Genomic DNA, 16,897 nt, shown 5'->3' on the forward strand with positions numbered 1-16,897 from the left:
CAAATTACATGAAAATTACAGCAAAAAAGTGAGCCATTCATCCGAAAATGTATAAATAAAAAACCAGTCCGTAGACTGGTCATAAATATTACAAACCTGATTCATAATCTGTATTTGAGAGAAGTTGTTCTACATCTGCCAAATTAGATGGTTTGATTTTGTAGATCCAGCCTTTGCCATAGGGATCATCATTTACAAAATCTGGATCATCTTCTAGATTTTCATTAATTTCTACAACTACACCACTTACAGGAGCATGAATATCAGAAGCTGTTTTCACAGACTCAACTACACCCGCTTGTTCACCAGCAGTCAATTCACGACCTACTTCAGGTGCTTCTACATAGACAAGATCACCCAATGCATCTTGTGCGTGATCTGAGATCCCAGTAACAACGAGATCACCTTCAATACGTACCCATTCGTGTGTGCGAGCATATTTAAGCTCTGAAGGATGATTCATCACGACTCCTCAATTCGATTTGAAAAATTTTCTTGTGTTATACAGTGTTTTATTTAAAAACGAAAGTTCTATAAATATGGATCTTTACGCCAACTGCTTGGACTTCGACCACTCCAACGTTTAAATGCACGACTGAAATTCGCAACATCTGAATAACCGAGTTCATCTGCGATTTGTTCGAGTGAATAGTCAGTACGTGACAGTAGGGAGGTTGCATGACGATATCGAACTTCATCCACTAAGGTTGAAAAAGAAGTTCCTTCTGCAGCCAACTGACGTTTCAGTGTACGATCAGACATATGCAGGCGATCTGCCACATTTTCAATACTTAAATAGTGTTGTTCAGAATGTGTCAAAATATCGCGAACACGCATTGAAATTCGACGGCGTTCGCCCAGCTCTGATAGTTCTGCTTCGCACTGATTAATTGCAATTTGACTGGCAATCGGATCTGCGTTAACCATCTTCAAGCCTAAATAACTTTTATCGAAACTGGCAAGAAAATGAGTCTGGTCAAAATGAATAATCGTTTTGGGATGTAGACGACTGATGTATTTGTCAAAGCCTTCAGGTTTCGGGAAGTCAAAATTAATTTCGCCATACAAATCATTAATGCCTGTCAGCGCTTTCGCCATGGTAATGACACCAAAAGTCAAAGCCATGACAATTTCAGTTCTCAGCGGTTCAAGATCAATATCACATTGTAACTGCAAAGAAACTTGTTCTGTAAATGTCGAGAAATGAAATTGCAGAAAAGGCATACGCAGTTGTATAAAGCGATTGGCTAAAATAAGTGCATCAGTAATCTCATTCGAGGTCATAATGGCATAGCCAATAAAACCATGGATAGAAATCCGCATTTGGTTACCAAGATGATAACCAAGAGAACTTTCACCTGTCATTTTGCGCGCGAGAATAATCATCTCATTCGCAACATGGAGTGGAATTCTAAATTCAGGATCGGCAAGTTGCTCGTTGGTGAATCCAAAGGGAGCGAATAGCGACTCAGCACTATAACCCCAACGAGAAACAACATCTAAAAGTAAGAGTCCATAAACACCTGGAATGCCTAAATCTGGGCGAACTGAAACTGTTTTCATGTGCGATCCATTGCTTTACACAATTTTTTTCATAATTTTTGGTGAAAATAATACTGACATAAATTCCAGATAGAAAATACCAATTTTGTCGGACAAATCTAGTGTGAAACCGATGTTTAAGCCTTAAAAACGACAATTTTTGTGGTTGAAATCAACAAAACATCACCATGCTGATTTTTTGTTTGTGTGACATAGCTCACAATCCCACGATCTAGCTTTGTTTTAGAAGGATTGATAGCAACAATTTCAACTTCCACATGCAAACGATCACCTGCACGAGCTGGTTTTGGCCATCTTAAGCTTGACTCTGAACCGATAAGCCCCTTGGCAATTGGAAAACATTCAGTCCAGAGACGCATGGTAATGGCTGAAGTTTGCCAACCACTGGCTGCGATACCTTGAAAAATAGGATGATCTTTAGCAGCCTCTTCATCAGTATGAAAGACTTGAGGGTCATATTTTTGTGCAAATTCTTTAATTTCTTCGAGTGTTAACTCATATTCACGACTTTTAAACTGATCACCCACTTTTAAATCATCAAGATAAAGCATCTTCGTCTAATTCCTTGTCTTTCACTTTTTGTTCAACTAAAAATCCACCCGTTTGGCGTTGCCAAAGTTGGGCATAAATTCCATTCTGTTGGATTAGCTCATCGTGAGATCCTTGTTCTACGATGTTTCCTTGATCCAAAACAATTAATCGATCCATTTGAGCAATGGTTGAAAGTCGGTGTGCAATTGCAATTACCGTTTTACCTTCCATCAAGTCATCAAGGCTTGCCTGAATCGCCGCCTCAACCTCTGAATCGAGTGCGCTGGTTGCTTCATCCAAAATCAAAATTGGAGCATCTTTTAGGAATACCCGTGCGATTGCTATACGCTGTCTTTGCCCACCAGATAATTTTACACCACGCTCACCCACATAAGCGTCATATCCTGTCTGACCACGTAGATCTGTAAGCTGAGGGATAAACTCTTCTGCTCGAGCTTTACGGACAGCTTCATACATTTCTTCATCAGTCGCTTCAGGTCGACCATATTTAATATTCTCAGCAACACTTCGATGCAGCAAAGAAGTATCCTGCGTCACGAGAGCAATGTTTTTTCTTAAACTATCTTGGGTGACTTCATCAATTGCTTGGCCATCGATATAAATTTTACCTTGTTGGGTTTGATAAAAATGAAGTAGTAGTTGGATCAGTGTCGATTTTCCAGCACCAGACCGACCGACAATTCCAATTTTTTCACCCGGTTTAATTTCTAAATTCAAGTGATTAATAACATTTTTTTGATTATATGCAAAGCTCACATTATCAAATTTAATTGCACCAGAGTGTACCTCGAGTGGCAGTGCAGCTTCTTTGTCTTGAATTGCTATTGGTTTTGCTAGCGTGGTCATCCCATCTTGGATGGTACCAATATTTTCAAATAAGGCTGAAGTTTGCCACATCATAAAAGAAGCCATACTATTCAGCTTTAAAATCATGGCTGTCGTTGCGGCGATCACACCGATGTTTGCTTCACCAATAAACCAAAGCCAAACTGCTGTACCTAAAACGCCAAAGAATAAAATTGCGGTCAGTAGATTAATGCTAATTTCATAAGCAGTTCCCAGACGCATCTGGGTATACACCGTCTTCATAAAAAGTTGCATAGACTCTTTGGCATATTGGCTTTCACGACCAGCATGTGCAAACAATTTTACTGTTTGTATATTTGTATAAGCATCAGTCACACGACCAGTCATCACCGCGCGTGCATCAGCCTGCTTTTTTGAAATTTTTCCAAGTCGCGGGATAAAGAAGGATGCCGCGCCAATGAATAAAATCAACCATGCCATCAAGGGAATAAGGAGTAGAGGGGAGACGTTTCCTAAAACCACACTGATGGTAATAAAATAAATCACCACATAAGTAACGATATCCCCCAAAATTACCCAAAATTCACGAACAGCAAGTGAAGTTTGCATGACTTTAGCTGACAATCGACCTGCAAAATCATTGTGAAAAAAGTCCAAGCCTTGAAGAAGTAATAAATTGTGAAAACGCCAACGCAAGCGCATTGGAAAGCTGCTGAATAATATCTGATGCCTTATGATTGATTGCAAACTTGCAAAGAAAATATTAGCCAGTAGAAAACCAGATAAAATCATTAGATTTGTTTGGTTATTTTCGAGAAAATTTTCAGGCGTCGATGCGGACAACCAATCAACTAAATGACCAATTTGGGAAAAGAAAATTGCTTCAAATGAAGCTGTTGCTGCAGTAAATAACACCAGCACCAAGAGATAACGCTTAACTCCTGATGCTGCTTGCCAAACAAATGGAAAAAATTTCTTCGGCAAGGGCTGATTTAAATCTTTGGATGGATATGGATCAACGAGTTTTTCAAACCACTGCAGCATACGATCAATCTTAATTCATCTAATCAAAACTCAGTTTACTGTGTCTTGAGGGATCTTGAAATCATTCCCAGAAGGAATCTGGAATATTTTTAATCCAAACTCAGGAAGAATCGCCAAAAGATGATCGAAAATATCGGATTGGATCGCCTCATAAGCCACCCATGCTGTCGTATTTGTAAAAGCATAAATTTCTATAGGCAAACCTTGACCTGTCGGTTGTAATTGACGGACGATTAAGGACTGATTTTGTGCAATACCTGGATGATTTTTTAAATAGTATTCAATATATGCGCGGAATGTTCCCAAATTGGTTAAACGACGTTGGTTATTGACCCCATTATTTGCATATTGCTGATTAAAGTTTTTTAACTCGGTTTGTTTCTCATCTAGGTATTTTTCTAGAATCAGAAATTCTTTGAGCTTGCTGTATTCCATTGCAGATAAGAAGTGAACACTATTTTGATCGATATAAAGTGCACGTTTAATCCGGCGAACACCTTGTTCTTGCATACCTCGCCAGTTCTTAAAAGTATCTGTCACCAAACGATTGGTCGGAATAGTGGTATAGGTCTTGTCAAAGTTTTGTACGGTCACCGTATGTAATGACATATCAATGACATCGCCATCCGCATTTAAGGTTGGCATTTCAATCCAATCGCCAATCCGAACCATGTCATATGAAGAGATTTGAACTGAAGCCACTAAAGATAGAATTGTATTTTGGAAAACCAGCATCAGCACTGCTGCCATTGCCCCGAAACCTGCCAATAGCGTGAAAACATCTTTTTTAAGAAATGTTCCTATGACCATCAGTGCACAAACAACAAAAATAATCAGTTTAACTAACTGTAAATAACCCTTAATTGGCTTATTGTGTGATTTAGGATTACGTTGATAAATAATATTAAAAATGGTGAGAAGCTGACTAATTGCCAAGGCTATGGTTAAGAAAATGAAGGCTTGTGCAAACATCTGAATCAATGTAATGACTTTTTCAGACAGGTGCGGAACCGTCACTATTCCATTCATAATCACCAATGCTGGGACAATGTTTGCAATTCTTCGAATAACGCTATGTTCCGCTAAGACATCACTATAACTAAAACGTAGTTTACTAATAATTTTGCGAATACCACGGACGACCACTTGTTTAGCAATAAAATTTGCGATAAATGCAATGAGAATAAGAATGCTCAGAGAGGTCAACATCTCTAACCAAGGAAATTGATCTGACCATTCTTGGATTTGAGTTACAAAATTTAATCTGTCCAACTTGATCACCTCTAAATGAATTGGCATTAGCTTAATGGTTTAAGTTATTAAATTTATTAGAGTTAACGTTTATCAAACAGAATAGATTAAATAAATTACTTGAAACATTTTATGAACTTCTATTTTAAATAAAATTAAAGTGAAGTAAGGCACACTATAAAATTTCCTAGATTATCGTCATTACATTTTTAAATTATAAAGCTTATCTTGAAACCAGATTTTTTTTCATTCTCAATCTCACTGTATTCTTAACCTTCGCGAAAGTTCCTGAAAGAAGCATTATTGAGCTTGTGCATTTTCAGCATTTATAAATTGAAAAAATAATGTGAGAAAATCAATCCATTATTTTTTTGAGCTCCCCCAAATACCATCAATTGAAAAAAAATCGAATTAGAGAATAGAAGGCGAGCGCAGAAAATTGATAGACTCATCTCGTGATGGTTGGAAGCAGCAATATGACTTAAAGCATCTTAATCGTGAATTTATACCTGCTACACCGCAATCTGAATCACACATTAAGCGTAAAAAAAGCCTAATAAATTAGGCTTTAGAGTAATTTACCACATTAAATCATCTGGAATAACATAAGCTGCATATGGATCTTCCTCATCTGTAATAGCTTCATTTTTCTCAGCATTATTCACAATAATAAATCCTTCGACTTTTTCATTAATCCGCTCAGATAGCGCTCTTGGTAGAACTGCATAACCGGCTTGATCTTTAGCGATGACTAATGTGCCTGCCACGAGTGCATTGTAAACTTGTTGATTAATATAAATTTTCTTGATTTTATTTTCATCAACGAACTGGTAGCTGATTTCACCATCAATATCTTTGATTTTATGTTGACCAATCATTTGCACTACTGCTGCACGTAATGCTTTTTCATCTTGCTGGCGTTTGATTTCAAGATTAAGATTCTGATCTTTTTCTAGTTTTTGCTTTAAATCTTGTTCAATTTTAGCTTTAATCTCAGCTTCGTTGCTTTGACCCGTGCGTTGCTCATGCACAGCTTGTTTAGAAAGTTTTTTAGCCTTTTTTTGATCGACTAAACCAGCTTTGAGCAATTGTGCTTGCAAGGCATTTTTTACCATGAGTAATACCAACTACGATTTTTGAAAATAACAATGACGGAAATATAAAATCCAATAGATCAGGGTCAGTAAAAAACTTAAACCTGCAGGAATTAAAAACGCTTCTAATTGTAAATAAGGATAGCTGAATGCCGCAACAGTACTGCCAATAATAAAACCAAATAAAATCACTAAATGCAAAATAACTTTTCTGGATTCCGTTGTAAGACCTCTTACAAAATATCCAAATGCTAAACCAAGATCGGTTAAGACACCAGAAAGGTGAGTCGTGCGTATAATCGCACCTTTATAATGACTTACCATGGCATTTTGTACACCCATCGCACAACATGCCCATAGCAGTGCATAACGAGGATAATAGGGAATAAATACCCAACAGAGCAGAATAAAAAGAGTCACTAAACTCAATGGTAGACCATATCTGCGCCCGAGTTTAAATTGACTATTCCCCAATATCAGACCGCTAAAACTAGAGCCTAAAACATAACTCAGGATAATAAGAATAAGAAAAATTACAGCTTTGAAATCATGGTCAATAAGACCGATGGCAAGCAAACTTGCATTGCCTGTCATGTGTGAAACTGACTGATGTAATAAAGAAATGAGACCCAAAACGTTGATCATGCCTGCATTTACTGCAAGCATGAAAGCCCCAAATTGTACCCAGTTTGGAAGGAATTGAAATGGCATATCTTTCATTCTAAATGTTTATGCCATGAATATATTATTTTGAAGGAGCGCGATCAACCGCAGCAGTAAACAATACATCTGTAGATGAGTTGAGGGCTGTTTCAGTTGAATCTTGTAGAACACTGATCACCATACCGATGGCTACAACTTGCATAGCCACATCTGGTGAAATATTGAATAAGCCACAAGCGACAGGAATCAATAACAGTGAACCACCCGCTACACCTGAAGCACCGCAGGCAGAAACAGTAGCCACAACAGAAAGAACAAGCATAGTGGTAAAATCAACGGAAATACCAAGTGTATTCACCGCTGCTAATGTTAATACGGTAATCGTTACTGATGCGCCCGCCATATTAATTGCAGCACCCAACGGGATTGCTACACTCGCTGTCGATTCATTCACGCCCAAACGCTTGGCAAGATCCAAGTTCACCGGAATATTTGCTGCTGAACTACGGGTGAAAAATGCGGTGATCCCACTTTCACGTAGACATTGAATAACCAATGGATAAGGATTTGAACGCGTAACAAATGCCACCATAATTGGGTTAATTACAAGTGCAACAAAGAACATAGTCCCTAATAGAACAGACAATAATTGTGCATAACTTGCTAAGGTTTTAAGACCTGCATCTGCAAAAGTCACTGCAACAAGTCCAAAAATACCCAAAGGTGCAAAACTGATGACAAGACGAATCACGTGATTCACGGCATTCGCAGCATCCGTCAGACACTGTTTTGTGGTGTCTGTGGCATGACGAAATGCTATACCCAATGCAACAGCCCAACCCAAAATCCCAATAAAGTTTGCTTCACTTAATGCAACGATAGGATTCGCAACAAAACTGAGTAATAAATTTTTAAGAATTTCAGTCAAGCTGCCAGGTGGTTGTAAATCAGCTTGCGCAGCGACATCTAAGAAAAGAGTGCTTGGAAATAAATTACTCACAATGACAGCAGTTAACGCAGATAAAAACATACCTACGGCATACATCATCATAATGGGTTTGATTTTCGCACTGCTGCTATCACCAACTTTAAAGTTTGCAATCGAAGAAAGGACCAAAACAAAAACAAGAATTGGTGCAACAGATTTAAGGGCTTTAATAAATAAATCACCCAGCAAGCTTAATTGTGGTGCAACTTGAGGAAAAAATATAGCCACCAAAACGCCAAGAATAATGGCGATAATGATTTTGGTGACTAAACTCAAACGTGCTAGAGCAGTGAACATAACTGAACCTAATAATGCCGAGTCTGGCTTAAAATCGGATAAATAAGTGGGGTATTCTATACTTAAAAATGATTTTAAATATAAAACTTATTCATAATAAAAATTAAGTGAATCAAATCACTGGATTTTTTTTGATAATTCTTACTTAAGAATATCAAATTCTTATGCAAAAGATGATTTATTTTCGCTGAAATGCGGGTCTAATTCATATACTGCTTGGAAATGAGTGAGGTATATTTTACCTGTCAGATGTTGTATCCAATTGGTTGAATTTAAGCGATCCATAACAGGACCTTTAACTTCGCTTAAGTGTAGTTGAATATTGAGTTTAGATAACTCAGAATTAATTTCTTCAAGAGTCTCTAAAGCTGAATAGTCAATATTACTAATACTGGAACAGTTAATGACAACATGTTGAAGCTCATCATGTTGGCTAACCTCTGAAATAATAAATTCCTTCAGGGTGTTTGCATTGAGAAAACTCAAATTTTCATCAATTCTCACCGAAACGAGCCTTTTACTGGTAATGACTTGGTGCCTTGAAATATTTCTAAAATGCTGCGTGCCTTCAACGAGACCAATCACTGCAATATGTGGACGGCTAATTCTCCATAACAGCAACACGAATGTTGAAATAATACCCACCATTAAGCCTGTCGTAATATCTACACACAGCACTCCTAAAAATGTGAGTGCCATTGCTAAACCATCTGCTTTAGAATATTTCCAAGCCGTTATAAAAGGTTTAATTTCAACAAGTTTCCATATCGACACAATGATTGTTGCAGCCAATACTCCTAAAGGTAAATATTCAAATAGGCTTGTAAAATATAGACTGACCACAATAATAAGTAGGGAGGATAAAACGCCAGCCATAGGTGTTTTAGCACCAGCATCAGCATTGACCACTGTACGTGATAAGCTACCAGTGACAGGAAATGCGCCACTGATTCCAGCGCCAAAATTTGCAACACCGAGTGCAACAAGCTCTTGATTACTGTTCAAATTGCTACGTGATTGAAAAGCCGTAGCTTGCGCGATCGAAATAGATTCAACGAAACTCACCATAGCGATCATTGCTGCACCAGGAAGCAGTATTTTCACCATGTCCCATGTCCAGTACGGCATTTGAATAGGGGGTAATCCACTTGGAATTTCACCTACTGTCTTAATTCCATAGGCAGTTAAATTAAAGGATTGAACCAGTAAGATTGAAAATAGCACTAAGCATAACGGTAATGCTTTTTGTACAAATTGCATTAATTTTTGATGATTTGAAAATGCTGAAATTTTAAGTAATTGAGGTAAATAAATGAGCGCTAAAATTGAAGCTAAACCCAAAGATAAGCTGGCCAAATCATATAAAGAAATGTATTGAGCCAAACTTGCAAAAAATTCGATTAAATTGCTGGATTGCAATGGAATATTAAGAATAAATTTTATTTGACCTAACGCAATTAAGACGGCAGAAGCAATGATAAAACTCTTAATCACAGGATGGCTTATGAGACGAATCAAAAAACCAAATCTAAACAGTCCCAATAAAAATGAAATTATGCCAACCATTACTGCTAGCAAATAGGCAGCTTGGATATAGACTGGTGAACCCACTTCATATAATGGCTGTAGCGTGGCAAAAGTCATCATGGAGATTAATGCAACTGGACCAATTGAAAGGGTAGTACTCCCTCCAATCAATGCATAAGCAATCATAGGGATAATACCGGCATATAACCCCATAATTGGAGGTAAGCCTGCAATCATGGCATATGCCATGCCTTGTGGTACAAGCATTGCAAGTACGATCACAGATGCAAGGAGATCAGATTTAAAATCTTGAGTATTGTATTTTTTTAACCATTTCCAAGCTGGGATGATTCGTTCCACAGAATGCTTCGTTAAATCCATACAAATCTCTAAATCACATTTATGTATATATTATGCATAAAAAGTGATAAACAAGCACTGAGTATTGTTGATAAGGATCATCAAGAATTTGATTAATGATCCTTAGTGTATGAATTTAATCGTATATTTTTTTAAAAGGTTGTATCTGTTCAAGCTGATAAGCGAGATCTATCAGTAAACGTTCTTGTCCCAAATCAGCAGAAAGCTGAATACCTATCGGTCTTGAATCTAATTTGGTCATACCCATTGGTAATGATATCGCAGGCGCTCCAGCGATATTTTGAATAGGTGTGAATGCCACATAATTCCTTAAACGCTCAAATAAAACATCAAATTCGAGTTGAGGTGAAAGATATCCAATTTGAGGCGAAACATGCGCTAAAACTGGCGAAAGGATGACATCATATTGTTGGAAGATTTGTTGATAGATGCGCTGGATTTGCTTTAAACGGTATAAAAATAAAGGGGTTTTATAGAAATTTTTCTTGTACAAGTTTGCAAGCCCAACTGTTAGATGATCTAACTCATTCACGTTAAAATCTTTGCCAAGTAGCGGTTTTCCAAACTGTTGAATCATAAATGATAAAAAACCCCAATAGTGGCTGAAATCATCTACAAACGAATCTGAAATAGGAAGTGAAAATTCTTCAATATGATGACCTAAATTCCTGAGTAATTGAGCAGTAGACTCAACAGTTTGACGCGTCTCAGCATCAGTATTGGTTTGCAATGAATCATAAACAAGACCAATCCGTAAAGGTTTGCTGGATGGATGCTGGATTAAGCCAATTTCGGTTAATTTTTTTGGCTTATATTGTTTTTCCATTTCAGCAAAGAAAAACGCGGTATCACGCACAGAACGTGTTAAAACACCATCTGAAACAAGGTCAATTGGTAAATACCGCGAACCTTCATTTGGATGCCAACGACCACGTGTCGGCTTTAAACCGACTAAACCGCAATTTGCTGCAGGAATTCGTATCGAACCACCACCATCATTTGCATGTGCAATTGGTACTACGCCTGATGCAACGAGTGCCGCAGCTCCACCTGAAGAAGCTCCACACGAATAATCAGTATGCCAAGGATTGCGTGTGTAATCCCCAGACTTAAATTCTGTTGAAGCATTTAAGCCAAATTCAGGCATTTTGGATTTACCCAGAGCAATTAAGCCTGTATCTAACATTTGTTGAGTAATTTTAGAGTTTTTGATCTTTTCCTTGGATTTGAACGATGTTGATCCTTGTTGCGTAGGAAAACCAATAAGATCCAAATTATCCTTAATAAATGTAGGGAGTGCAGAAAAAATCTGATTTGGTTTAAAAGTAGGCGATTTAAGTATTTGTTCGAAGTTTTCGAATTCAATTGCATTTAGCAGAGGATTTACGAATTTTGCGCGTTCAATCGTAGCTCTTAAAACTTCATCAATTGAGATGTCTTTAGATTGAATTCTGTTTAAGAGCTCAATCGCATCACTTGTACCTAATATATCATCCGTGAAAGCATGAATTCTTTTTTGATTATCCATAATCGATTTTCTTTAAAATTGACTAAGCATATGTATACACATGAAATATTGATTTGTCGATTGACCAGAGATTGATTCTCCACAATTTCGCATAATGTATATTATGTTAAATAGAATATCTGGAACAACAACCCTTAACATTGGTTTATATAATTTGTGATGGCTAAGAATTCAGTATCAAGGAATCTTAGATAAAACTCGTCATTGAGAAAAAAATTTTGATGAAAGAAGAAGATGTAATACATGCTCTGATCAAATATTACTTGAAGAATCTAAAACCCAAAGAAGCTGTAAAATTAGGAGGATTAACAGCCCTTTTATTCTTTAATTTAAGACGAGAGTCCACCATTAGATAACATGGACTCTTTTTAACTATTTTTTAATAGGTCCTTTTTTCTTTCTAATGGCTTTGGCTAGTTTATATATATCAGCTTTAGAGTGATATAAATCACTCAATAAATGGCTCATAAGCTCATAAGCGTCAAAGACATCATCTTGTGATATTTCAGAATTAGCATGACTTCCTGCATTACCAAGCCATTTAATGGCATATAGAACATTTTCAAGCTCGCCTAAAACAGTATTTTTATCCTTTGCTTTAGCAATTCTAGAATCTAAAGTTAGCCTATTATTTTTCCCATTTTTTCTAGAATATCTAGGAACACCATATTCCGTTAGAAGATTTTCTATAGCAGCTCTAACTTTATTAGCTGCTGAACCAGATGATTGAAGTGTTAACGAAAAAGCTTCAATTAATAATGAATTAACACTATCAGGACATTTTTCTGGAATATTGAAAAAATGTATTGTAGGGATAAATATTTTAGGAAGATAAAACGAACAGTATTGTTGTTCCATTTCACCATGTTCATTAGGTTTTAGTTCCCAATCGACAGATCCAATACCAGAACGTATGACTGACTCAGCACAATCTGAATTATTACAAACAAGTACGGTAGTAAAAACTGAAGTTAATCATTCTGGCTCCCAGTAGTCATCATCTGCTTGCATTTTTTTTGACAATGCAGTGTATTCTGCAAGAAACTTATCGTTAATTAATTTCAAACTTAGATTCGCGCAACTAGGACAAGTAAAAGTGACGTTATCTGTCCGTTTAAAGTATCTTTTATAAAGCTGTCTATTCATCTTAATTTAATTTATCAAGTCATTCTGAAGTCGCATAACTTCATTTTATTTTAAATACAATATCTTAAACAGCACACCAATACTACCTATCGTCTTGTTACATGGCATAAAACAACGAATGATTAGAATTCAAATTAGGAAAAAAAAATTAAAAGCAAAACACAATCTGTCATTATCGATGGTTCATTGAGTATAGAAAGCAACGTTCTTAATTTTTGACTGGCTCAGGTTATAATACCCATCTTACACAATTCAGTTGATCAATTATGAACACATCCAATGACCCTTTACATGGCAAAAAACTTGCTGACATTTTAGATGAGTTATTGGATTACTACGGAGGCTTTGAAGGATTAAGTCGTAAAATTGAAATTCGTTGTTTTTGCATCGACCCGAGTGTTAAATCATCTTTACGATTTCTACGAACTACACCATGGGCACGTGAAAAAGTTGAAAGCTTATATTTGTTTGTTCTCCGTCAAAAAGCTAAACAGAAATTGTAGCCAACAAAAAACTTAAGCTATGTTTAGCTTTTTACACCCAATTGTAGAATAGCCTTAATGCGTATCTATCGTTATTGTTGACAGTGTGTAGTTATGGGTGGAAGCCCCACTCTCCTACTACATAGGACAACGATCAATCATCTAAATCCAGTCTTATCAAGTCTAGAGCTAAAAGCTATAATATGTTTTTAAAAAGTTTTAGATCATATGCTCGAACTCATTCACTCATATCCTCAAGCCAAATTGGTGAATACTTTCCAAGCATTAGCGAATGAAGTTTTTGAAGACCCTGTCAATGCTTTATGTTGGTATAGGCATTTAGACTACAATTTCGAAGAGATCGTTGAAAAACTTACACTCATAGAAGATATTACTGAAATTACCATCGCACAATTAGAGCAACTCAAACTTTCAGACTCTGCAAGCAAAGCGAGAGACGTTATTATTAATGATATAACGTTGCTCACCGAATTGGGCGCATCGCCGTCTTTAAACTTAATTAAGCAATATCAGCGTGATGAAGAATTGGATTTTATCAGCACTGATGTATATTCTTTTCATGTAGATCGATCGCCATTAGCAACGGATACATATCTATGTACCTATTACGGGGCGGCTAGCGATATTATTTCCAATGATCAGGTTGAACAAAAAATTCATATTCCAGAAATCCGTCAAAAAATTAAATCATTGTTTGATGGCGAAGACCATGAGTTTGACGATTTTCTTGCAGAGACCTATATGGATCTTCACTATCAACCTAAAAATGGTGCAACACCTTTAAATTTAGGAATTGGTCATCTCTGGCGTTTGGCTGTAGATCATCCTGATCAGAAAGTACTTCCTTGTGTTCACCGTGCTCCAAAAGATAATGCAGGACAACTCAGATTACTCTTAATTTGTTAAGGAATTCCTTGCTCAATTTAGGCGAGTAATTCTTTTTCAGTTTCAAATGGGTTAAAGAAATTACACCAAACGATTGGTCCTAAACTCATCTCCGAATCAGTAAGTAAACATTGATCAAAATTTTGGATTAATTGCTCTTTATCCATCTCTTGACCAATTAAAACAATTTCCTGTCTGGCATCACCCGTTTCCGGATGCCAACTCGATTCAATTGCCTGAATAGATTGCGTATCTTGTGGCCATTCCTCTTGTGGTACCGAAGCCCACCAATATCCTGCTTGACCATGCCGAGCCATACCTCCAGCTTGTGACCAAGACATAGCCATTGTTGGTTCCGCAGCAAGCCAAAAAAATCCTTTTGAGCGTATAACACCTTTCCATTCTGAATGGATAAAATTGTAAAAACGTTGTGGGTGAAAGGGTCTTCTTGCTCTATATACGAAACTTTCGATTCCATATTCTTCAGTTTCAGGCTTATGCTCTCCTCTCAACTCTTTTAACCAACCAGGTGCTTGTGAGGCTTCATCAAAATTAAAAAGCTGTGTGTTGAGTATTTTATCGAGTTCAACCTGACCAAATGTAGATGACTCAATTTTTGCTCTAGGGTTAAGCTTTTTGAGAATCGCATAAAGCTGGGACTTCTGATGCTCATCGATTAAATCAGTTTTGTTTAGAATAATAACATCACAAAATTCGATTTGATCTATCAGTAAATCCACAACAGTACGTTGGTCAAATTCTCCAAGTGATTCGCCACGATCATGAAGAAGATCATATGAACGATAATCACGTAAAAAATTGAATGCATCGACTACGGTCACCATGGTATCTAAACGAGCGTACTCATTTAGAGATACGCCGTCTTCATCTTCAAACGTAAATGTTTCGGCTACAGGTAGAGGCTCTGATATTCCGGTAGATTCAATGACGAGTTGATCAAATTTTTTCTCTTCCGCTAATCGTCTTACTTCTACTAATAAATCTTCTCTCAAAGTACAGCAAATACATCCATTACTCATTTCAACGAGTTTTTCTTCCGTTCGTGATAATTCCGCCCCACCTTCTCTGACTAAAGCCGCATCAATATTGACTTCTGACATATCGTTCACAATTACTGCGACACGTTTTCCTTCTCTATTATTTAAAATATGATTTAAAAGTGTGGTTTTTCCTGCACCAAGAAATCCAGATAGCACAGTGACAGGTAATTTATACGGTTGTGAAGAATCAATATTCATGGTGAGTTACTCTTTTTCATGTTCAACCACATCATTTGATCGCTTATTGCAATCAATGAATGATCTTGATTTTTGAAATAACCTAAATCATAATTGTTATGTTATAACATTTCAATATGTTTATTATTTAGTTAAACTTTAATAAAATTTATTTATAGTGTTTCTAAGTTGTATTCATCACTATAGAATCATAAGTAAAACTAAAGAATCCATAACTTAATTTTTATAATCATATGAGCATATAACAATGAATTTGACCGATCTCATTATTCGTACCACTTTAAGTACTTCTGTGTTACTTGGAGTTTCAAATGCGTATGCCGTGGTTGCAGGCGGAATGGTTTCGACTGACTACCATTGGAACAATATTCCTGCTAATGGCTTTGCAACACTCGAAAATCAAATCATCATTACCAATGAGCCAGGAAATGATGGTAATACATTTTGGGCCAATCAATTTTCAATCAAGCATGGTGATGGTGGCTATGTTGGATTGCAACAACGAAGCAATGATCAGAAATATTTAAATTTCTCAATCTGGAAAGCGACATCTTGGAAAACAGGATACCCTGCGTATTGCAGACAATTCGATCACGAAGGTGATGGCGTTCAATGTGATTTACCTTATGAATGGAAGGAAGGCACGAAATATAATTTTAAGATTGTGAAAAATAATGACAGTACAGTCTCAGCCTTTGTTAAAAACATGAGTACTGGTAAACAACTTGAAATTGCAAAAATCAATGTGCCGCAGACCTGGGGTGGTTTTGATAGTTTAGTTACATTTACCGAAAATTTCAGACAGCATCAACAACCCAACGGTATTTATGGCTATAACAGTTGTAATGATGTTCATACATCTGTTTCAGCGTCCTATCCTGCAATAGCAAACTCTTCAATTAAGTCTAAATCACAAACGACTAAAACTTATGGAAATTGTGTACAAGTGGCATCAGCGCATTGCACGGATGATTCTACTTGCATTTCTACTGTGAATAATGCCAATTACACCCAGCAAAAACCTTTCATTTTGAAAAATGGTGCACGAGGTTTTTGTGCAGATAGCTTGAATGGTGGTCAACAAATGGGATTGTATTCATGTGATCCCAACAACGGTAATCAACGTCTGAGTACGGATCACACCCATCGCTTATATTTAACTCATCGGGATGCGTGTTTGATGGGCGATGTTAAAGATAATTTCGTTAAAGTTGCGCCGTGCAATAATGATAGTAGTCAACGATGGATGTATAGTCGCCACACAAGCCAATATATCAACTTAAAAACAGGTCTATGCCTTGATGCCGCTGATGGTGCAAATAGTATGGCACGCCTACAAATGATTGGATGTCAAAGCAATAATTCATATCAAACCTGGAAAATTACACGTTAACTTATTAAATTCAGAG

At 36.8% G+C, this 16,897-nt stretch carries 15 protein-coding genes; 3 read left to right on the forward strand and 12 right to left on the reverse strand.

Translation table 11 applies throughout. The annotated features are described in order from the left end of the window. Positions 1–88: 88 nt before the first annotated feature. The 11 genes from gcvH to AC1M9A_RS03720 form a co-directional block, all read right to left on the reverse strand. Positions 89–463: a glycine cleavage system protein GcvH gene (gene gcvH, locus AC1M9A_RS03670; RefSeq protein ID WP_035267502.1), complete on the reverse strand. Its 375-nt coding sequence runs from the start codon at positions 461–463 to the stop codon at positions 89–91. Positions 464–531: 68 nt separating this feature from the next. After that, complete coding sequence (locus AC1M9A_RS03675) at positions 532–1,563, reverse strand: AraC family transcriptional regulator (protein ID WP_179997980.1); 1,032 nt, start codon at positions 1,561–1,563, stop codon at positions 532–534. Positions 1,564–1,679: 116 nt separating this feature from the next. After that, complete coding sequence (locus AC1M9A_RS03680) at positions 1,680–2,114, reverse strand: MaoC family dehydratase (protein ID WP_035267505.1); 435 nt, start codon at positions 2,112–2,114, stop codon at positions 1,680–1,682. Next, positions 2,101–3,966 carry an ABC transporter ATP-binding protein gene (locus AC1M9A_RS03685; protein ID WP_481609654.1) on the reverse strand — a complete coding sequence of 622 codons (1,866 nt, stop codon included), beginning with the start codon at positions 3,964–3,966 and terminating at the stop codon, positions 2,101–2,103. Before AC1M9A_RS03685 ends, AC1M9A_RS03680 begins: the two co-directional genes overlap by 14 nt. 30 nt (positions 3,967–3,996) lie before the next feature. Then, positions 3,997–5,238: a mechanosensitive ion channel family protein gene (locus AC1M9A_RS03690; RefSeq protein WP_481607331.1), complete on the reverse strand. Its 1,242-nt coding sequence runs from the start codon at positions 5,236–5,238 to the stop codon at positions 3,997–3,999. Between the two features lie 557 nt (positions 5,239–5,795). Then, a complete protein-coding gene (locus AC1M9A_RS03695) occupies positions 5,796–6,332 on the reverse strand; it encodes a DUF2058 domain-containing protein (protein ID WP_481595267.1) in 537 nt (178 codons plus the stop codon). Positions 6,333–6,344: 12 nt separating this feature from the next. Next, positions 6,345–7,022 carry a YoaK family protein gene (locus AC1M9A_RS03700; protein WP_092766442.1) on the reverse strand — a complete coding sequence of 226 codons (678 nt, stop codon included), beginning with the start codon at positions 7,020–7,022 and terminating at the stop codon, positions 6,345–6,347. 34 nt (positions 7,023–7,056) lie between these two features. Beyond that, positions 7,057–8,259: a serine/threonine transporter SstT gene (gene sstT / locus AC1M9A_RS03705; protein ID WP_481609655.1), complete on the reverse strand. Its 1,203-nt coding sequence runs from the start codon at positions 8,257–8,259 to the stop codon at positions 7,057–7,059. A 162-nt stretch (positions 8,260–8,421) separates the two neighbouring features. Beyond that, entirely contained in the window at positions 8,422–10,167 is a 1,746-nt protein-coding gene (locus AC1M9A_RS03710) for a SulP family inorganic anion transporter (RefSeq protein WP_481609656.1), read from the reverse strand. Between the two features lie 115 nt (positions 10,168–10,282). Then, the gene (locus AC1M9A_RS03715) at positions 10,283–11,695 is read right to left on the reverse strand and encodes an amidase (RefSeq protein ID WP_481609657.1); all 1,413 of its coding nucleotides are present in this window, start codon (positions 11,693–11,695) and stop codon (positions 10,283–10,285) included. Positions 11,696–12,067: 372 nt separating this feature from the next. Beyond that, on the reverse strand, positions 12,068–12,553 hold the full coding sequence (locus tag AC1M9A_RS03720) for a DUF4145 domain-containing protein (protein ID WP_481609658.1): 486 nt from the start codon (positions 12,551–12,553) through the stop codon (positions 12,068–12,070). Between the two features lie 554 nt (positions 12,554–13,107). Here AC1M9A_RS03720 and AC1M9A_RS03725 point away from each other — a divergent pair. Both AC1M9A_RS03725 and AC1M9A_RS03730 read left to right on the forward strand, forming a co-directional pair. Next, positions 13,108–13,344: a VF530 family protein gene (locus AC1M9A_RS03725; protein ID WP_481587925.1), complete on the forward strand. Its 237-nt coding sequence runs from the start codon at positions 13,108–13,110 to the stop codon at positions 13,342–13,344. A gap of 207 nt (positions 13,345–13,551) precedes the next feature. Further along, complete coding sequence (locus AC1M9A_RS03730) at positions 13,552–14,250, forward strand: DUF1826 domain-containing protein (protein ID WP_481609659.1); 699 nt, start codon at positions 13,552–13,554, stop codon at positions 14,248–14,250. A gap of 17 nt (positions 14,251–14,267) precedes the next feature. Here the strand turns inward: AC1M9A_RS03730 and zigA are convergent, their stop codons facing one another. After that, positions 14,268–15,488, reverse strand: a complete 1,221-nt coding sequence (gene zigA / locus AC1M9A_RS03735; protein WP_481595259.1) for a zinc metallochaperone GTPase ZigA — start codon at positions 15,486–15,488, stop codon at positions 14,268–14,270. A gap of 247 nt (positions 15,489–15,735) precedes the next feature. On the opposite strand from zigA, the gene AC1M9A_RS03740 reads away from it, so the two are divergent. Continuing rightward, a complete protein-coding gene (locus tag AC1M9A_RS03740) occupies positions 15,736–16,881 on the forward strand; it encodes an RICIN domain-containing protein (RefSeq protein WP_481609660.1) in 1,146 nt (381 codons plus the stop codon). Positions 16,882–16,897 lie beyond the last annotated feature (16 nt).

It is taken from the genome of Acinetobacter sp. ANC_7634, from assembly GCF_056779875.1.